Source organism: Vagococcus zengguangii (assembly GCF_005145005.1).
Classification (GTDB): domain Bacteria; phylum Bacillota; class Bacilli; order Lactobacillales; family Vagococcaceae; genus Vagococcus_A; species Vagococcus_A zengguangii.
In genome coordinates this window covers 1,909,075-1,927,500 of record NZ_CP039712.1, presented here as the reverse complement: position 1 = coordinate 1,927,500, position 18,426 = coordinate 1,909,075, and the positions used below count along the sequence as shown (strand labels likewise).

Annotated in this window: 16 protein-coding genes, 11 tRNA genes and 1 other annotated feature (1 of these 28 only partly in view); of the genes, 24 read left to right on the top strand and 3 right to left on the bottom strand. The window is 38.4% G+C overall.

Translation table 11 applies throughout. The features are described 5' to 3' along the window. From FA707_RS09100 to FA707_RS09050, 11 genes are all read left to right on the top strand, one after another. Window positions 1–31 (top strand) — tRNA-Phe (locus FA707_RS09100) (it extends 42 nt beyond the left edge of the window). A 13-nt stretch (window positions 32–44) separates the two neighbouring features. Next, a tRNA-Gly gene (locus FA707_RS09095) sits at window positions 45–115 on the top strand. A 20-nt stretch (window positions 116–135) separates the two neighbouring features. After that, a tRNA-Ile gene (locus FA707_RS09090) sits at window positions 136–209 on the top strand. A 16-nt stretch (window positions 210–225) separates the two neighbouring features. Continuing rightward, a tRNA-Glu gene (locus FA707_RS09085) sits at window positions 226–297 on the top strand. 10 nt (window positions 298–307) lie between these two features. Beyond that, window positions 308–397, top strand: a tRNA-Ser gene (locus tag FA707_RS09080). A gap of 15 nt (window positions 398–412) precedes the next feature. Next, window positions 413–485: transfer RNA gene (locus FA707_RS09075), tRNA-Met, on the top strand. Between the two features lie 3 nt (window positions 486–488). Further along, window positions 489–561: transfer RNA gene (locus FA707_RS09070), tRNA-Asp, on the top strand. A 14-nt stretch (window positions 562–575) separates the two neighbouring features. Beyond that, window positions 576–646 (top strand) — tRNA-Gly (locus FA707_RS09065). A 20-nt stretch (window positions 647–666) separates the two neighbouring features. Then, window positions 667–740: transfer RNA gene (locus tag FA707_RS09060), tRNA-Ile, on the top strand. Window positions 741–748: 8 nt separating this feature from the next. Beyond that, window positions 749–836 (top strand) — tRNA-Ser (locus FA707_RS09055). A 10-nt stretch (window positions 837–846) separates the two neighbouring features. Beyond that, a tRNA-Glu gene (locus tag FA707_RS09050) sits at window positions 847–918 on the top strand. Window positions 919–1,000: 82 nt separating this feature from the next. Here the strand turns inward: FA707_RS09050 and FA707_RS09045 are convergent. Continuing rightward, entirely contained in the window at window positions 1,001–1,390 is a 390-nt protein-coding gene (locus FA707_RS09045; RefSeq protein ID WP_136953926.1) for a DUF1694 domain-containing protein, read from the bottom strand. A 123-nt stretch (window positions 1,391–1,513) separates the two neighbouring features. Here FA707_RS09045 and FA707_RS09040 point away from each other — a divergent pair, with 123 nt between their 5' ends. Then, window positions 1,514–2,083: a sigma-70 family RNA polymerase sigma factor gene (locus FA707_RS09040; protein ID WP_136953925.1), complete on the top strand. Its 570-nt coding sequence runs from the start codon at window positions 1,514–1,516 to the stop codon at window positions 2,081–2,083. 97 nt (window positions 2,084–2,180) lie between these two features. Further along, window positions 2,181–2,414, top strand: a complete 234-nt coding sequence (locus FA707_RS09035; protein WP_136953924.1) for a Veg family protein — start codon at window positions 2,181–2,183, stop codon at window positions 2,412–2,414. 64 nt (window positions 2,415–2,478) lie between these two features. On the opposite strand, the gene FA707_RS09030 is transcribed toward FA707_RS09035, so the two are convergent. Beyond that, complete coding sequence (locus tag FA707_RS09030) at window positions 2,479–3,291, bottom strand: VOC family protein (protein ID WP_136953923.1); 813 nt, start codon at window positions 3,289–3,291, stop codon at window positions 2,479–2,481. A gap of 91 nt (window positions 3,292–3,382) precedes the next feature. After that, entirely contained in the window at window positions 3,383–4,348 is a 966-nt protein-coding gene (locus FA707_RS09025; protein WP_136953922.1) for an asparaginase, read from the bottom strand. A gap of 116 nt (window positions 4,349–4,464) precedes the next feature. On the opposite strand from FA707_RS09025, the gene FA707_RS09020 reads away from it, so the two are divergent. The 11 genes from FA707_RS09020 to FA707_RS08970 all read left to right on the top strand — a co-directional run bounded on the left by FA707_RS09020 (window position 4,465) and on the right by FA707_RS08970 (window position 18,392). Next, a complete protein-coding gene (locus tag FA707_RS09020; protein ID WP_136953921.1) occupies window positions 4,465–5,298 on the top strand; it encodes a DUF72 domain-containing protein in 834 nt (277 codons plus the stop codon). A gap of 37 nt (window positions 5,299–5,335) precedes the next feature. Beyond that, window positions 5,336–5,863 (top strand): pyrophosphohydrolase domain-containing protein, encoded by a 528-nt coding sequence (locus FA707_RS09015; protein ID WP_136953920.1) that lies wholly within the window; start codon window positions 5,336–5,338, stop codon window positions 5,861–5,863. A 114-nt stretch (window positions 5,864–5,977) separates the two neighbouring features. Next, entirely contained in the window at window positions 5,978–7,702 is a 1,725-nt protein-coding gene (locus FA707_RS09010) for a septation ring formation regulator EzrA (protein ID WP_136953919.1), read from the top strand. Between the two features lie 118 nt (window positions 7,703–7,820). Further along, window positions 7,821–8,966, top strand: a complete 1,146-nt coding sequence (locus tag FA707_RS09005) for a cysteine desulfurase family protein (RefSeq protein WP_136954228.1) — start codon at window positions 7,821–7,823, stop codon at window positions 8,964–8,966. A 13-nt stretch (window positions 8,967–8,979) separates the two neighbouring features. Beyond that, complete coding sequence (thiI, locus tag FA707_RS09000; RefSeq protein ID WP_281277681.1) at window positions 8,980–10,200, top strand: tRNA uracil 4-sulfurtransferase ThiI; 1,221 nt, start codon at window positions 8,980–8,982, stop codon at window positions 10,198–10,200. A 497-nt stretch (window positions 10,201–10,697) separates the two neighbouring features. Further along, the gene (locus tag FA707_RS08995) at window positions 10,698–11,354 is read left to right on the top strand and encodes a redox-sensing transcriptional repressor Rex (protein ID WP_136953918.1); all 657 of its coding nucleotides are present in this window, start codon (window positions 10,698–10,700) and stop codon (window positions 11,352–11,354) included. A gap of 142 nt (window positions 11,355–11,496) precedes the next feature. Continuing rightward, complete coding sequence (locus FA707_RS08990) at window positions 11,497–12,855, top strand: FAD-binding oxidoreductase (RefSeq protein ID WP_168177390.1); 1,359 nt, start codon at window positions 11,497–11,499, stop codon at window positions 12,853–12,855. Window positions 12,856–12,924: 69 nt separating this feature from the next. Continuing rightward, window positions 12,925–13,419, top strand: coding sequence for a thiol peroxidase (tpx, locus tag FA707_RS08985; protein ID WP_136953916.1), 495 nt, complete (start codon window positions 12,925–12,927; stop codon window positions 13,417–13,419). A 33-nt stretch (window positions 13,420–13,452) separates the two neighbouring features. Further along, window positions 13,453–13,693: a binding site (T-box leader), on the top strand. Between the two features lie 87 nt (window positions 13,694–13,780). Continuing rightward, window positions 13,781–16,426, top strand: a complete 2,646-nt coding sequence (locus FA707_RS08980; protein ID WP_136953915.1) for a valine--tRNA ligase — start codon at window positions 13,781–13,783, stop codon at window positions 16,424–16,426. A 20-nt stretch (window positions 16,427–16,446) separates the two neighbouring features. Further along, window positions 16,447–17,736, top strand: coding sequence for a bifunctional folylpolyglutamate synthase/dihydrofolate synthase (locus FA707_RS08975; RefSeq protein ID WP_136953914.1), 1,290 nt, complete (start codon window positions 16,447–16,449; stop codon window positions 17,734–17,736). Then, window positions 17,733–18,392, top strand: coding sequence for an HAD family hydrolase (locus FA707_RS08970; RefSeq protein ID WP_136953913.1), 660 nt, complete (start codon window positions 17,733–17,735; stop codon window positions 18,390–18,392). Before FA707_RS08975 ends, FA707_RS08970 begins: the two co-directional genes overlap by 4 nt. Window positions 18,393–18,426: the final 34 nt, after the last annotated feature.

Sequence of the window (18,426 nt, the reverse complement as noted above, 5' to 3'; positions counted from 1 at the left end):
TGTGTCGGCAGTTCGATTCTGTCCCGAGCCATTTATATCCACTAGCGGGTGTAGTTTAGTGGTAAAACTACAGCCTTCCAAGCTGTTGTCGCGAGTTCGATTCTCGTCACCCGCTTTTACCTGATTTTATTATTAGGGCCTATAGCTCAGCTGGTTAGAGCGCACGCCTGATAAGCGTGAGGTCGATGGTTCGAGTCCATTTAGGCCCATAATTTTTAAAAACATGGCCCGTTGGTCAAGCGGTTAAGACACCGCCCTTTCACGGCGGTAACACGGGTTCGAGTCCCGTACGGGTCATTGTCAATTCGGAGGATTACCCAAGTCCGGCTGAAGGGAACGGTCTTGAAAACCGTCAGGCGTGTAAAAGCGTGCAAGGGTTCGAATCCCTTATCCTCCTTTTTTATATTAATATCGCGGGATGGAGCAGTTGGCAGCTCGTCGGGCTCATAACCCGAAGGTCGTAGGTTCAAGTCCTACTCCCGCAATTAGGTTCCGTGGTGTAGGGGTTAACATGCCTGCCTGTCACGCAGGAGATCGCGGGTTCGATTCCCGTCGGGACCGTTTTATTAAACTATGCGGGTGTAGTTTAGTGGTAAAACTACAGCCTTCCAAGCTGTTGTCGCGAGTTCGATTCTCGTCACCCGCTTTTACCTGATTTTATTATTAGGGCCTATAGCTCAGCTGGTTAGAGCGCACGCCTGATAAGCGTGAGGTCGATGGTTCGAGTCCATTTAGGCCCATTTTTTCTGGGGAAGTACTCAAGTGGCTGAAGAGGCGCCCCTGCTAAGGGTGTAGGTCGCGAAAGCGGCGCGAGGGTTCAAATCCCTCCTTCTCCGTTATTAGTATGGCCCGTTGGTCAAGCGGTTAAGACACCGCCCTTTCACGGCGGTACCACGGGTTCGAGTCCCGTACGGGTCATAAAAAAACACTAGAATATTTCTAGTGTTTTTTTTTGTTTATATTGAGAAATCAAAAAAAATATATTATGATAATTTTAACGTTACATAGTGAATTCGCTAACATCGATTTTATCTTGATGAGTGGGTTGTTCAAAGTGATAGATAGCGGCTACTTGGGTCGTTGAATCTAAAGAAGTATCATTATCTACTAAAGTGAAAGGGGTGTTGTGTTTTTGGGCTATTTTGATGAAAGTAAGGCGTGATTTCATCTCAAGATCAGCATTAATTTTTATTTTTCCACCAGGGTTGTTGGCTATAATATTTTCTATAGTTGTTTGGTATGCTTTGTTGTTTACATCAGATTTTTTAATTAAAATGTAAATACGCTCTACTAACACGCCCAAGTATTGATTTTTTTCGCTCTGTTTAAAGTTGTTTGTTCCAGAAAACTCTTTCTGAATATAGTTATTAATGTCTTTATTATGTTTCATATTTTCTCTCCTAGTTAGTTATAAAGATATTATAGCATAAGCGTAAAAAATTATTTTGTGCGTATTTATTATTATTAAGTTCGAAAAAAGAAGGTATTTAAAAGGTGAAGTGGAGGAAGCGTCATGATAAACGAGAAAGAATTGATTGTTGCTGCCAAAAATGGGGATATTGATGCATTTGAAACCTTATTTGAGAAATATCGTCCGATTGTCTATAAATTATTTAAAGCATATTATATCCAAGGATATGATTTTGATGATTGGCTACAAGAGGGACAAATAGTCTGTTTTCATTCACTTAATGCGTATGACTCGACCAAGGGATTTTCTTTTGGTGTTTTCTTTAAAATGAATTTTAAAAGACATGTCATAAGCATCATTCGTCACCAAAATGCTTTAAAAAGAAGACTAGATGTCTCGTCTGTTTCGTTGGAAGCAACGTTATCTGAAAAAGGAGAACATTGCTTAATTCAAGAACACAATTACCGAATTAGCTCACTTGATTATGTGCATATTAGAGAAAGTTTGAAGGATTTTATCGAGTTATTATCTAGATTTGAACGAGCAGTCTTTAAATTATACGTAGAGGGATTATCTACTAAAGAGATTGCTGCTTCTTTAAGTTGTCCGATTTCGAGAGTTAATAATGCATTGGATCGTATCAAAAAGAAATTAAAAGGACATTTATACTAATCTGATGTAAAATTTGTTGCATTAATGGTCAGGATATGGTAAAATTTGACTTTTTATGTGAAATTTGCTACAATGGGATAGCTAAGGGGTGAGTATAATGCCAACGACATTATCAACAATTAAAAAGGAAATGGAACAGAATGTTGGGAAGAAATTAGTATTGACAGCTCAAACCGGGCGTAAACGTCATACTGAGCATGCTGGTGTTCTATCAGAAACCTATCCGTCTATTTTTATTGTAGATTTAGAATCTGACGAGAATGCATATGATCGCGTGTCTTATAGTTACGCGGATATCTTAACGGAAACCGTTGCTATTGAATTTGTTTAATAAAAAAACTTCGCTAATGATTTGCCTCACGAGGCTCTTCATTAACGAAGTTTTTTTAGAATTATTAGCTATGTAGATGGTAGGTAATTTGATTGGCAGAATCCACTAAGCTAAAACTATTTTGATTAGTGGAGTGGTTAGGAAGTTGCTTCATAAAATCTTTAGATACTTTAATGACCATGCTAGATAAGCCAGTTGTATGGCTGTCTTTTGGTGAACTGGGTCTCATCCATGTATTCATGGCTAATTGATGGTGGTAACCTTCAACGCCAAAAAACAGTGCTTGTTGGCCAAAACGATAGGCAACATCCATATGTAATTGTTTAGTTAAAAACGCCTCTCCTTGTGCTAAATCCACGACACTTAGGTGGACATGACCAATGAAAGTTTGACTAGGAAATTTATGAGTAGGAGCAGTAGCAGTTTCTACTAAACCTTCAATATCAATTGGTTCGGTAACACCAACAATTTCCCCAGAAGCTAAAATGTTCCATTCGCTGGCGGGTTTATCCACATAAATTTCAATGCCATTACCTTCAGGGTCTGATAAGTATAACGCTTCGCTATATCCATGGTCGGCTGCACCTTCTAAAGGGATTTGATGTTGGCTAGCAAATATCAAATAATTAGCTAAATCACTACGCTTAGGTAGTAAAAAGGCCGTATGATATAACCCTGCTTCCTGTTGACTATGTAGTGGACCGTCGACTTTAGTTAAGACAACTAAGATTGTATTATCTTCAGCAATTCCTAATGAGACACTGGTGTCAGTACGGTCAATAATAGATAGTCCGATTGCTTTCTCATAGAAATTGGTCATATTTTCTAAATTTCTAACATTTAAATAAACAGTTTCGATTTTAAATTGATTAAACATAAGTTACTCCTCCTTGATGTATACTTAGTATACGTGAAAAGAGTTTTGCTTACAAATAATAAGTTTCAGTGCTTTGAAAAATTATAGTGGACTACGATTGGGTGATAAAGTCATAAAGTTCATGTCCGCCCAATGAAGCATTTAATGCGACTAATAGTTTTAAACGAGCTTTTTGGCTGTTGATACCATCGCAGAACATGACGCCTTTTCGTTGAAGTTGACGACCACCGCCTTCATAGTCGTAAACGCCAGAGGTTACACCATTAAAGCAACGAGACACTAAGACGATAGGTATGTTCTTTTCTATTAATTTATCAATTGAAGGAACGGTTTTTGGTGGTAAATTGCCTGCACCAAGTGCTTCAATCACAATGCCATCGATTTTAGTATGAGTGAAGAGTTCTAATGTGTCGCCCATACCGGCGTATGCTTTAATAATTGGAATAAGACCATCTACTTGATCAACGGGCAAACTGTCGTGACGGATTAATTCCTGATAAAAACGTACACCACCTTTTGCGATTAATCCGATTGGACCAAAAGTTGGCGTTCTGAATGTTGCAACATTAGTTGTATGGGTCTTTGTCACAAAGCGAGCAGTATGGATTTCATCGTTCATAACGACTAGTGTTCCTTTGCCGATTGCTTCATCAGCTAAGGCAACTTTAATAGCTGATTGATAGTTATATAATCCGTCAGCACCAATTTCATTGCTTGATCGCATGGCGCCAGTTAGGACGATAGGTAATTTGTCACCAATCGTAATGTCTAAAAAGTAGGCTGTTTCTTCTAGCGTGTCGGTACCGTGAGTAATCACGACGGCTTGAAAACCTTCTGTTAATGCGTGTTCAATTCGTTGTTTAATTAACAACATATGTTCAGGTGTGATATGAGGTGAGGGGACGTTTAAAATATCTTCAACGACTAATTCAGCTGCATCAAGTGTGCCACTAGGTAAATCCATTAAAGGATTAGTTTGTGTGGTTGAAACACCACCTGATTCATCTTGAGACATCGCAATCGTGCCACCTGTATGTAAAATCAAAATTTTCTTCATCGAATAAGTTCCTCCTTGACTAATCGATACATTCGTCGATTATTTTCGCTAAAATTATGATAACATAGAACTATTGATTGAGTCTGATTATTCAGCTATAAAATCGAGGTGAGAAGATGTTATTGGGATTAACCAGTTGGAGTGAGCATACAACGCTTGATCCGACTAAACGTAAACTAACACTACAAGATTACGCCTCTAAATTACCATTAGTAGAGATTGATACATTATTTTATGGTATAAAAGAAGCGAGTGTTATCGAAAAATGGGTAGCGGACACACCTGATAATTTTCGCTTTGTTGTTAAAACACATCAATGTATAACGCTGCATCGTGACTGGCGTGAATTTTTCGAAAGTGAAAAAGAACTATATCATCGGTTTATCGAGAGTATGCAACCGATGCTAGAATCGGGCAAACTGGCGTGTTTATTGCTACAATTTCCGCCCTTTTTTGATTGTAGCAGTGAGCATATTGTCTATTTGAAACGTTTACGACGTATTTTTAAAGACTGGCCCTTAGCTGTCGAATTTCGCCATGATTCTTGGTTTGAAGAGGCTGTTCGTTCAGAGATGTTAGCTTTTATGCAAGAGCAGGCAATCAGTATAGTTGTTGTTGATGAGCCACAAGTACAGGGACAGTCCGTTCCATGGTTTTCAACTGTGACGAATAAGGCGTTTGTCTTGGTGCGATTGCATGGACGTAATCAGGTCGGGTGGACAGATAAAACGGATGATTGGCGTAAAAAACGCACACTCTATGATTATACAGACACGGAATTAGTTGAACTCGCTAAAGATTTGTATCGTTTAGAGCGTCAAACTAGTGAGTTAGCAGTGATATTTAATAATAATTCCGGTGGTCATGCTGCGGGGAATTGTCTGCGTTTAAAAGAATTAATGAAAATTGAGTATCAAGGATTAAATCCAGAACAAATCCAACTTTTTTAGTCGTCACAATAAATTATGTAATTGAAAGAGAGAGCCTATGTTAGATAATTACGAGCAAGCAAAAGAATTTCACGAAATTTTCGACCCGGTCGTTCAGACAACACCCCATGTTTTAGAAACCAAAGAAGCAAGTTACCGCATGGGGTTCAAAATTGAAGAAATTGTTGAATTCTTACATGCGACAGCACAAGGAGATACACAGTTATTCGAGCAATTAATCAATGAATTACACTCGAGTATTGATCAAGCTAAAGTTAAAATGGTCACTAAAGAGACCTTTACAACCAGTAAGCCTTCAGAAGAAGACTGCCTAGTTGGTCAAGTCGATGCGATGCTTGATTTATTATACTTTGTTAACGGTACGTTTGTCCGAATGGGAATCGATCCACGTCCATTATCTGAAATAGTTCATCAAGCCAATATGGGGAAAGTGTTTCCCGATGGACTGCCTCATTACGATACGGTGACGGGGAAAGTGTTGAAACCGGAAAACTGGGAACACGATTTTGCTCCTGAAGCAAAGTTACAGGAGGAAATCCTTCGTCAAAAAAAAGCTAGTGAATGATTCTTCAAAATATGGTACAATGAAAAATGGATTAACTGACAGTTTGGAGCTAGTTTTTTACTACAAAAGTAGCTTATCGAAAATTAATAAATCAGGACAAACGGAGGAAAATGCATGAAAACATCGACAATCCTTTTTATATTCTTGACGATTATTATCATTATGGCGTTGTTATATGTCGTAGCGGTATTGATGAAACGTAAGAATGAAGAAAAATTGGATGAATTAGAAGAAAGAAAAGTGGCACTATTTGATTTACCAGTTTTTGAAGAGGTTCAAGAGGTAAAACGAATGCACCTTGTTGGACAAAGTCAAAATACTTTCCGTGAATGGAATCAGAGATGGGCAGATATTTCGACCGCTGCGTTTGCTGAATTAGAAAGTAAAATTTTCGAGGTAGAGAATCTAAATGATACCTTCCGTTTCATCAAAGTCAAAGATTCATTAGAAAATGCTTTTGATACTATGGATAACATGGAAAAAGAAGTTGCGGCGATTCGTACAGGCTTGAAAGAATTAAAAACAAGCGAAGAACGAAACTCAGAAGCAGTACAAGAAGCGCTAGATAAATATGAAATGATTAAAGAAACGGTTAAATCATCAGAAAAACAATTTGGTCCAGCAACTGAAAATATTAAAGAGCGTGTTGTGAGTATTGAAAATGAATTCACACAATTCGTTGCTTTAAATACTTCAGGAGACCCAATGGAAGCACGTGGTGTCTTAGAATCTGCTGAAAAACATACACAAGAATTAGAAAAAATTGTGGAAGAAATCCCACCATTATATGCTAAGTTAGACACAGAATATCCTGCTCAAATTAAAGAAATTGAAACAGGCTACAAACAGATGAAGCAAGATAATTATCGTTTCCCAGAGATTAATGTGGAACAAGAAATTGCTGATGTTCAAGCGAAAGTAACAGAAGCTAACAACATTTTAGGTAAAGGCCTATTAACAGAAGTTAGCAATATTAACAAAGTAATTGAAGAACAAATTGATCATTTATATGATGTGCTAGAAACAGAAATTAAGGGTCGCGATTATGTGAAAACCAACTTACCGACAGTTTCTGAGTATGTCACACATGTTGAAAAAAATAATCGTCAATTAATGATTGAGTTAGATCACACCTCACAAAGTTATGCATTAAACAATAATGAATTAGGTCGCGCTCGTGGCTTCCAAACAAAAGTGGAAGAGTTAGGTCAAGAGATGACTAACTTAAACGAAGCAGTGAAAAACAAAGAAGTTGTCTTTAGTACAGCTGAGAAAAATTTAAAAGATAGTTTCAATATCTTAAAAGAAGTGGAAGGTCAACAAGTTGAAATCAGCACGGCGCTTAAAGATTTACGTAAAGATGAAAAAGCTGCCGCTGGTAAAATTGAAGGCTATGAATTCCAATTAAAAACATTGAAACGTCGTGTTGAGAAGAGACGTTTACCAGGCATTCCACAATCATACTTAGATTATTTCTTTGTCACGTCTGATCGTTTAGAAGAATTAACGACGGAATTGAATCGTTTACGTATTGATATGACATATATCAATAAATTAGTTGGTTTAGTTGAGTCTGATTTAGACGTATTAGAAACGAAAACAGATGAGTTAATTGACAGTGCTGCGTTAACGGAGCAAATGTTACAATATGCTAACCGTTATCGTCATACCCATAAAAACGTGGCGGATGCGATGGAACGTAGTTTAATGTTATTCTCACAAGAGTTTAAATATCAAGAAGCTTTGGATGAAATCGGTGTTGCTTTAGAACAAGTCGAACCTGGTGCTTTCAAGCGAATTGAATCATACTATTATCAAAGCGAAACAGAAGAAATTTAATGATTAGAGGGGTGACGTATAGGTCATCCTTCTTTTTTGTTCTTTGTTTGCTTATCAATAAAAATCGGTCTATAATAAGTAAGACTAACAATAGTGAGTAGAAAGTGATGTGAAAAACGTGATATATTTTGATAACAGTGCAACGACCGCAATCAATAAAACGGTTTTAGATACGTATGTAAAAACAAGTGAAAGAATCATGGGAAATCCTTCAAGTTTACATTTTCTAGGAACACAAGCGAGTCGATTAATTCAACAAGCACGCTTTCAAATTGCAGAATTATTAAAGGTAGACGAACAAGAAATCTTTTTTACTAGTGGTGGAACAGAAGGAGATAACTGGGTTATCAAAGGCACGGCTATTGAAAAACAATCTTTTGGAAAACATTTAATTGTCTCGTCAATTGAGCATTCAGCTGTTTCTGCGTCTGCGAAACAACTAGAAAAATTAGGCTTTGAAATTGACTTTGCTCCAGTAGACAGTCGTGGTTTTGTTGATGTCGAACAATTACAGGCCTTGATTCGACCAGATACGATTTTAGTGTCAACGATGCTAGTCAACAATGAGATTGGTTCCATTCAACCAATTAAGGCGATTAGCGACATGTTAGAGGCTTATCCAACGATTCATTATCATATTGATGCAGTCCAAGGATTAGGGAAAATTCCGATTCACGAATGGTTAACAGAGCGTGTGGATTTTGCAACGTTCTCATCACATAAATTCCATGGACCAAAAGGAATAGGGTTCATTTATTGGAAACAAGGGCGTAAATTAGCTGCGTTATTAAATGGTGGTGGACAAGAAAAGGGTAAACGTAGTGGAACAGAAAATGTACCCGGCATTGTGGCGATGTCACGGGCTGTGCGTCTGCATTTGGAAGACGAAGACTTAAAAATTCAAAAACAAACGCGTTTACGTGACTACTTGATTGATTCGTTAAAAACATTTGATAAAATTACGCTATTTAGTGAAGCAAATGCGGAGTTTGCCCCTCATATTGTGTGTTTTGGTATTAAAGGCATTAAAGGTGAAGTCTTAGTCCATGCGTTTGAAGAAAAAGATATTATTATTTCAACGACAAGTGCTTGCTCAAGTCGTGCCCACACAGCTGGTAGCACACTAGAAGCGATGAACGTGCCAAATGATATCGCCATTACCGCCGTTAGAGTAAGTTTTAGTGACCAATCAACCATGATGGAAGTTGAAAAATTCCTAACAACCTTAAAACATTTAGAACAAAAATTTTCGAAGATAAATTAGTAGGAGAAATGATATGTTAGAGTATTCAGAGATCATGGTTCGTTACGGAGAACTATCGACTAAAGGAAAAAACCGTAAACAATTTATTCAACAATTAGCACGAAACGTACGTGCTGCTTTACAAGCGCACCCTAATGTAAAAGTTAGTGCGATGCGTGATCGTATGCACTTAATATTAAACGGCGAAAATGGCCAAGAAATTATCGATAAATTACAATATGTGTTCGGTATTCAAAGTTTTTCACCAGCTGTTAAAGTCGAAAAAGACTTAGACACGATTTATGCACAGTCAGTGGCATTAGTACAAAAAGTTTATCAACCAGGACAAAGTTTCAAGGTCAACGCTCGTCGTTCGGACCATGAATTTGAGTTAGATACTTTTGCATTGAATCGTGAAGTTGGTTATCATGTTATTCAAGCCATTCCTGATATTAAAGTCCAAATGAAACAACCTGATGTTGAGTTACGTGTCGAAGTACGTCTTGATGCGGCTTATTTATCGGTTGAAACCATTAAAGGAGCTGGTGGCTTACCAGTTGGGACAAGTGGCCGAGGTATGTTGATGCTTTCAGGTGGCATTGACTCTCCTGTTGCAGGGTACTTAGCCATGAAGCGTGGCGTTGAGATTGAAGCTGTTCATTTCTATAGTCCTCCTTACACTAGTGAGCAAGCCTTAAATAAAGCCAAAGACTTAACAGTCAAATTAACCCCTTATGTTGGTAATATTCAATTTATTACGGTGCCATTTACCGAAATTCAAGAAGAAATCAAAGCCCATATTCCAAGTGGTTATTTAATGACAGTCACTCGTCGCTTTATGATGCGTTTGACGGATAAAATACGTGAAGAACGTAAAGGTTTAGCGATTATTAATGGGGAGTCATTAGGACAAGTAGCGTCGCAAACGCTTGAAAGTATGACTGCCATTAATGCGGTAACGAATACGCCGGTGATTCGTCCAGTCGTTACAATGGATAAAAATGAAATTATCGAAATCGCAGAACGTATTGACACGTTTGATTTAGCGGTCATGCCGTTTGAAGACTGTTGTACCATTTTTGCTCCACCTGCGCCAAAAACTAAACCACGCCTTGATAAAGCGGAAGAATACGAAAAACGTTTAGACATCGAAGCGTTAGTCCAACGCGCCTTCGACGGCATGCAAGTAGAAAGTATCAGTTCAACTGATAGCTTCTTAAACGCCCAACCAAAAGAGTTTGAAGACTTGTTGTAAAAGAGGTGCTTGAAGACGCGCTTAACTTCCGAGCAATATGCGCACGATGACGAAAATTACAGAGCAATTTTTGAGAATCGTAACATATTACCGAGGAAGTTGCGTCTGAAAGCCCGTTAAATAAAGTGATTGAATGAGCGTTTATCCCCAAAAAATAATGAAGCCTATTCAAAAATAGCTTTTCATATTTTTGAAATGGGAGGCATTATTTTCGAGGGGATGCTCATGAAATCCGGATTATAGAGGTGCTTGAGAGGGTGTTTAGATTTTGAGACTCATGACATATTGTCGAGAAATCTGCCCTAGAAAGCCCGTTAAACAAAGTGATTGATACGATGTTTGTCACTAACAAATAATGTTTTTTTTCACATACTAATCCTAAAGATACAATAGAAAATCAATTTTTCTTTGTATCTTTTTTTATTTCCATTTGAAAAAAGAAGGATATAATGATAGAATTGTATGTGAAATGATGAACAATGAATGGGTGTGTAAATATGGAGAAAAAAGAAGGAGCAATACCAAACGCAACAGCCAAAAGAATCCCATTATACTACCGCTACCTTAAGATGTTGGAAGAATCAGGTGTTAGCCGTATCAAGTCGAAAGAATTTAGTAAATTAATTCAAGTCCCCTCGGCAACGATTCGTCGTGATTTTTCTCATTTTGGTGAATTAGGTAGAAGTGGTTATGGTTATGATGTCGGTTACTTATTAGAAGTCTTTAGTGAAATCTTGAATACGAAGGTTGAGAAAAGAATTGCCTTAGTTGGTGTTGGGAATCTAGGTCGTGCGTTAGCTCATTACAATTTTAAAAAGAATGAAAATTTAAATATTGTGAGTGCATTTGATAATGATCCGAATGTTGTAGGAACTAAAATTAATGATGTTATGATTCAATCGATGGAAAGTTTAGAGGCAATAATTAAAAAAGAAGCTATCACAACGGCTATTTTGACCGTTCCTAGCTTGAATTCTCAAGAGGTAGTGGATAAAGTCGTAGCAGCAGGTGTAACAGCGATATTAAATTTTGCCCCTGGACGTATAAAAGTACCAGATCATGTGAAAGTTCAATATATTGATTTGACGACAGAGCTTCAAACGTTGATTTATTTAGATGAGAATTTTAGTAATGCTAAGCATATGGTGGGATAAGAAAATAGATTGTTTTGTCGAATGAGGCAAAATAATCTATTTTTTTGTAGTTGTTTCTACGAGTCATATCGTTTGTATTAAAAAAGAAGGTTATATATAATAAATGTATACTTACAAAAAGAAAGTAAAAGGTGACGTTAAGATGGAAAAACAATTAGAACAAATCAACCAATTATTTGAAACAGCTCTACCTAAAAATTTAACCAATAAAATTATTAAACCTGAAGATCGTGATTATCATTATGTTCGTTCTTCTTATATGGGAGTAGGACGTCCAGAAATCGTCGTGATGGCAGAAACCAATCAAGATGTGGTGGACACCATTGCTTACGTGAATGAATTAAGAAAGTCGATGAGTGAGGTACCATTTTCAATTCGTAGTGGCGGTCACGGCATGTCAGGTTCTTCGACTAACGTTGGCGGTGTTATTTTAGATTTATCAAAAATGAACGCTATCGAGATTCTAGATGAAGCAGCCGGGATTGTGAAAATTCAAGCCGGTGCACAATGGGGGCAAGTAGCTGGAACATTAGCACCGCATGATTTAATTATTACAAGTGGTAATTTTGGCGATGTCGGTGTGGGAGGTATAGCAACATCAGGCGGTAGTGGTTATTTTACACGTCATCAAGGGTTAACGATTGACCATGTTATCGGTGCAACCTTAATTACTGCGGATGGAGTGATTCATGAATTAAGTGAAACCAGTGAACCTGAATTGTTTTGGGGCTTACGTGGTGGCGGCACGCAATTAGGAGTGGCTGTTGATTTTACTTTACAAGCGCACAAAGTTAATTCGACTACCCATGATGCATCGGTCATTCAGCAACATATCACTTATGTCACTGAAGATGTTGAACAATTTGTCGCGAATTGGGGACGTTGGATTAAACAAGCCCCACAAGAGATGACCAGTTTCTTGATGATTCAAAAAACGCCTCAAAATGTTTATGCGGTGGATGCGCGCAATGTTTGGGCAAACACTGATACCGAACGAGCTGTCCCTGAATTAGAAAAAGCCTTAGCAATTGATAAAATTTATGACCATTCTGAAAATATGATGTCTTATGCTGATTTAATTCCTTATCCACAATCTATTCACATTGGCCAACAAAAAATAAAAATTGCCAATGCGATTGTGGATAAAGTGGATGCTTCATTGGGGCGTGCGATTAAAGAGGTCTTAGAAACAGCTCATGTGGTGGAGTTACGCCCATTAGATGGGAAAGTTCATGAAGTTGGACAAGATGAAACTGCTTGGGCGCATCGTCACCGAGATGGCTTCTTATCAGTCTGGATGTCACCAAAGAGTGATGACCAGTTATTAGCTGAATTTGCGCCTGTGATGGAGCTTGCAACGGGGATGTATGGGGCTTATTCTTCAATCACGACATCAGAAGTTTCTGAACTTGCTTGGCCAGGGAAGACAGGTAAACGATTAAAAGCATTAAAAAATCAAGTGGATCCAGAGGGTGTGTTCAATACGGGTCTTCAAGTATAGAACGTATTATTGGTGAGATTCCCCTAAACTCGCTATAATTAAGGGAGTAAAATTAAAGGGGGATTCATCATGATCGTAACGAGAAAAGGAACACCATATGAATTAACAGGAAATACAGTTGAAACAGGTAACAAGGCACCTGAATTTACATTAAATAATTTAGAGGACCAAGCAGTAAGTTTAGCAGATTTATTAGCAAAACCTCTATTAATTAGCGTGGTACCAGATATTGATACAAGTGTTTGTAGCATTCAAACGAAACAATTTAATACGCAAGCAGGTAACGTTGAAGGCATTCAATTAGTGACGATTTCAAAAAATACCAAAGAAGAGCAAGCAAATTGGTGTGCCGCTGAAGGCGTGAATATGGAAATGTTGCACGATGAAGCCTTAACTTTTGGCGAACTATACGGTATTAAAATGGCTGACTTAGGTGTCTTAGCGCGTTCAATTTTTGTGGTTGATACAGACGGGACCTTAGTCTATCAAGAAATCGTGCCGGAAATGGTCGATGAGCCAGATTATACCGCTGCATTAGACGCAGTCAAAGCATTAGTAAAGTAATTTGACGTTCGTTCAAATTTCTTGTAAACTAGAACAAAGACTAGGCGCAAGAGGAGTAATAAAGACGAGACTTTTTAGAGAGAAAACCATTGGCTGAGAGGTTTTTAAGGATCCTTTATGAAGGTAGCTTGCAAGTCAAATAGCTGAACGCTTAATTAATATAAGTTCATTAGGTTATTTCGCTTTGCGCACGTTATCGCGCCATAGAGACATTGTTGTCCTTTTATGATAACGATAAATTTAGGTGGTACCGCGACGATTATTCGCCCTAAGACACAGTAAGTGTTTTAGGGCTTTTTATTTTGTTTAACCCCTAACTAAAAGAATTAAAAACAAACAATAGATGAAAGGAAGTAATGAGATGACAGAAGAATTGAATATGTCGACAAAATTTGATCCGAAGAACGTTGAAGCGGATCGCTATGAAAAATGGCTAGATGGAAAATATTTCCGTCCAAGTGGAGATGCGGAGGCTGAACCTTACTCAATCGTCATTCCACCACCAAACGTAACAGGTAAATTACACTTAGGTCATGCGTGGGATACAACGTTACAAGATATTATTATCCGTCATAAACGTATGCAAGGTTATGATACGCTATGGTTACCTGGGATGGACCATGCGGGTATCGCTACACAAGCGAAAGTTGAAGAAAAGCTACGTGCTGAAGGTATTTCTCGTTATGACTTAGGTCGTGAAAAATTCTTAGAAAAAACATGGGAATGGAAAGACGAATACGCTAGTCATATCCGTGAACAATGGGCTAAGTTAGGTCTATCGTTAGACTACGAACGTGAGCGTTTCACATTAGATGACGGTTTATCAGATGCTGTTAAAAAAGTTTTCGTTCAACTTTATAACAAAGGTCTGATTTATCGTGGCGAATACATTATTAACTGGGACCCACAAGCAAAAACAGCGTTATCTGATATCGAAGTTATCCATAAAGACGTGGAAGGTGCATTCTACCACATGACCTATGAAGTAGCGGGTAGTAACGGTGAAACGGTTGAAATCGCCACAACTCGTCCAGAAACATTATTAGGAGATACAGCGGTTGCGGTTCACCCTGAAGATGAACGTTACCAACACTTAATTGGTAAAAACGTGATTTTACCATTAGTTGGAAAAGAAATCCCTGTTGTTGCCGATGACTATGTGGAGATGGATTTTGGAACAGGTGTTGTTAAGATTACACCAGCCCATGACCCTAATGACTTTGAAGTCGGTAACCGCCATAACTTACCACGTGTTAATGTTATGAACGACGACGGTACCATGAACGACTTCTATCCAGCCTATGAAGGCATGGATCGTTTTGCTGCCCGTAAACAAATCGTGAAAGATTTAGAAGCAGCGGGACGTTTAGTTAAAATTGAAAAAATGACACACAGCGTTGGACACTCTGAACGTACGGGTGTGGTAGTTGAACCGCGTTTATCAACGCAATGGTTCGTTAAAATGGAAGAATTAGCGAAACGTTCGATTGAAAATCAAGAAGGTGAAGATAAAGTAGCATTTTATCCACCACGTTTCAACAATACCTTTATTCAATGGATGGAAAACGTTCATGACTGGGTAATTTCTCGTCAGTTATGGTGGGGACATCAAATTCCAGCTTGGTACCATAAAGAAACTGGTGAAATGTATGTAGGGGAAGAAGCACCCGATGATGCTGAAAACTGGAGACAAGATGAAGATGTGTTAGATACTTGGTTTAGTTCAGCCTTATGGCCATTCTCAACAATGGGCTGGCCAGATGAGGAAGCGCCTGATTTCAATCGTTACTTCCCGACTTCAACATTAGTAACAGGTTACGATATTATTTTCTTCTGGGTAAGTCGTATGATTTTCCAAAGTTTAGAATTCACTGATCGTCGTCCATTCAACAATGTCTTAATTCACGGTTTAATTCGTGCTGAGGATGGTCGTAAGATGAGTAAATCTTTAGGTAACGGAATTGACCCTATGGATGTTATCGAAAAATATGGTGCTGATGCGTTACGTTGGTTCTTAACAACTGGTTCATCGCCAGGACAAGACGTACGTTTTAGCTATGATAAAATGGACGCAGCTTGGAACTTCATTAACAAAATTTGGAACGCAAGTCGTTTTGTAATCATGAACTTAGACGGATTAAAAGTCGAAGATATTTCATTAGAGGGTAACAAATCAGTAGCGGATCGTTGGATCTTAACACGCTTAAACGAAACGATTTCTGAAGTGAACCGTTTATTTGATGGTTTTGAATTCGGTGAAGCGGGTCGTCATTTATATAACTTTATCTGGGATGATTTCTGTGACTGGTACATCGAAATGAGTAAAGAAGTTCTTTACGGCGAAGATGAAGAACAAAAACATGTGACTCGTAGTATTTTAGCGTACGTGTTAGACAATATTCTAAAATTAATTCACCCAATTATGCCATTTGTTTCTGAAGAAATTTGGGAACACGTGCCTCATCAAGGGGAAACTTTAGTGACAGCGCCATATCCAGAAGTGAATGCTGACCTAAACGATGAAACAGCAGCAGCGGGTATGGAAGTCTTGAAAGAATTGATTAGAGCGGTTCGTAACATTCGTGCTGAAGTTGGTAGCCCGATGTCTAAACCAATTACTTTATTAATCAAAACAAGTGACGAGGCGAGCCAAACATTCTTAACAGAAAATACAAGCTACATTGAACGTTTCTGTAACCCAGAAAGTTTAGAAATTTCACCTGAGATTAAGGCACCAGAATTAGCAATGAGTGCGGTCATTAAAGGGGCTGAAATCTTCTTACCTTTAGCTGATTTAATCAATATCGAAGACGAAATTAAACGTCTAGAAAAAGAATTAGATAAATGGAACAAAGAAGTAGCACGCGTTCAAGGTAAACTGAACAATGAACGTTTCGTTTCAAGTGCACCTGAACAAGTGGTTGAAGCTGAGCGTCAAAAAGAAGTGGAATACAAAGAACGTCAAGCAAGCGTTCAAGAGCGTATTAATCAATTAAAGAAAGCCTAAAGTAGAAAGTAGGGGAAGTCATGACGTACGAAGAAGCACTTTTGTGGATTCACAATCGTTTAAAATTCGGGTCACGTCCGGGACTTATCCGCGTTGAAGCTTTATTAGAACGAATAGGGAATCCACATGTTGGACTCCCTATTGTTCATATAGGGGGAACCAACGGGAAAGGTTCAACAGTTGCTTTTTTAAGAGGATTACTAGAAGGGCAAGGATTGCGTGTAGGCACGTTTACCTCACCGTTTATTACGACGTTCAACGAGCGTATTAGCATTAATCAACAACCAATTAGCGATGAATCATTGATTCGTTTAGTAGAACGCGTGAAGCCTTTGGCTGAGGAGATGGATCAAAATACAGAAATTGCGGGTATTACAGAGTTTGAACTGATAACTGTTTTGATGTTTTTACATTTCAAAGAGCAACAGGTCGATGTCGCGTTAGTGGAAGTTGGTCTAGGCGGTTTACTGGATTCAACAAACGTAATAGTGGACCCTCTAGCGACCGCTATCACAACAATTGGCTTGGATCACATGGATATACTAGGTGATACGTTAGAAAAAATTGCCGTTCAAAAAGCTGGTATTATTAAGCCACATGCACCAGTGATAATTGGGGATTTACCAATCGAAGCACGTGACGTCATGATAGACGTGGCCCGTAACAAAGAAGCACCAGCCTTTATCTTTGACGAATCATATGGTTATCAAGAATTAGGTGGAGCAGGTTTTGAGTTTTGGACAGGGGAATCCCGCTTACAGTTGACACAGCCATTAATTGGGCATCATCAATTTCATAATGCTTCGGTAGCGTTAATGACCTATTTTGCGATAGCACCTCAATTAGGACTAAGCCAAGATCAAACACTATTACAAAGTGCTTTAGATAAAGTTAGATGGCCGGGACGAATGGAAGTGATGAGTCACGAGCCGTTAATTGTGATTGATGGGGCACATAACGAACCCGCCGTTAAGGTATTGGTAGATAATATTCAGCGAGACTTTGTTGATAAAAAAGTTACGATTCTTTTTGCAGCAATAAATACCAAAGATATATCTAGTATGTTAACCATGCTTCGCGAAGCTGTGGATAATCGTCTCTATATGACAACGTTTGATTACCCATCTGCGGTACCGATTAGCAAGTATGTGGATAAGTTTCCAAGTGAACAACTACATGCAGACTGGCCAACAGCATTTGAAACATTAAAAGGTGAATTATCCCCAGACGATGTTTTGATTGTAACGGGTTCATTGTATTTCATTTCGCAAGTGAGAGACTATATAACAAAAAGTGAGGGAAACACGTGAAAAATTATCAGGGCGTTATTTTTGATATGGATGGTTTATTATTCGATACTGAGAAAGTCTATATGAATGTCAATGTTGAAATTGCGCCAAATTATGGGATTGAAGGCATGACGCATGATTATTTAATGGGTGTCGTAGGTTTGTCGGATGAAGAGTGTTATGAAACGTATCGTCGTGATTTTCCTGAAGTTAGTCAAGCGCAGATGGATGCGTTCATTAAGGATGGTCACGAGCGTGTAACGGAAGTTTTTTCCAGTGGTAATGTGCCATTAAAACCAGGGGCTCGTGAGTTATTAACATTCTTAGCAGAAAAAGAGATTCCTTGTGTGATTGGCTCAAGTAATTTGCGTAAGTTTATCAACTTATTAACAGAAAAAGCCAATATTAGTCACTTTTTCAAGGGAACAATTTGTGCAGAAGATGTGAAACGCGCCAAACCAGACCCAGAAATTGTGGATAAAGCAGTAGCTCTACTAGATTTATCCCCAGCTGAATGTCTGATGTTAGAAGATTCATTGAACGGTGCTCGCGCCGCTCATGCAGCGGGCGTGGATGTGGTTGTGATTCCGGATTTAATTCAACCCAATGAAGAAATGAAAGAAAAAGCGTTAGCGATTAGTTCACATTTAAGTGAAATCCATGCTTATTTCGAATAAAAAAAAGGCTGTGACTACTCGCTAGTCACAGCCT

Coding starts and splice junctions, on each gene's coding strand:
- FA707_RS09040 (WP_136953925.1), top strand. CDS start 1,514: ATGATAAACGAGAAAGAATTGATTGTTGCTGCCAAAAATGGGGATATT.
- FA707_RS08975 (WP_136953914.1), top strand. CDS start 16,447: ATGACGTACGAAGAAGCACTTTTGTGGATTCACAATCGTTTAAAATTC.
- FA707_RS09015 (WP_136953920.1), top strand. CDS start 5,336: ATGTTAGATAATTACGAGCAAGCAAAAGAATTTCACGAAATTTTCGAC.
- FA707_RS08990 (WP_168177390.1), top strand. CDS start 11,497: ATGGAAAAACAATTAGAACAAATCAACCAATTATTTGAAACAGCTCTA.
- thiI (WP_281277681.1), top strand. CDS start 8,980: ATGTTAGAGTATTCAGAGATCATGGTTCGTTACGGAGAACTATCGACT.
- FA707_RS08995 (WP_136953918.1), top strand. CDS start 10,698: ATGGAGAAAAAAGAAGGAGCAATACCAAACGCAACAGCCAAAAGAATC.
- FA707_RS08980 (WP_136953915.1), top strand. CDS start 13,781: ATGACAGAAGAATTGAATATGTCGACAAAATTTGATCCGAAGAACGTT.
- FA707_RS09020 (WP_136953921.1), top strand. CDS start 4,465: ATGTTATTGGGATTAACCAGTTGGAGTGAGCATACAACGCTTGATCCG.
- FA707_RS09010 (WP_136953919.1), top strand. CDS start 5,978: ATGAAAACATCGACAATCCTTTTTATATTCTTGACGATTATTATCATT.
- FA707_RS09030 (WP_136953923.1), bottom strand. CDS start 3,291: ATGTTTAATCAATTTAAAATCGAAACTGTTTATTTAAATGTTAGAAAT.
- FA707_RS09025 (WP_136953922.1), bottom strand. CDS start 4,348: ATGAAGAAAATTTTGATTTTACATACAGGTGGCACGATTGCGATGTCT.
- FA707_RS09045 (WP_136953926.1), bottom strand. CDS start 1,390: ATGAAACATAATAAAGACATTAATAACTATATTCAGAAAGAGTTTTCT.
- FA707_RS09035 (WP_136953924.1), top strand. CDS start 2,181: ATGCCAACGACATTATCAACAATTAAAAAGGAAATGGAACAGAATGTT.
- tpx (WP_136953916.1), top strand. CDS start 12,925: ATGATCGTAACGAGAAAAGGAACACCATATGAATTAACAGGAAATACA.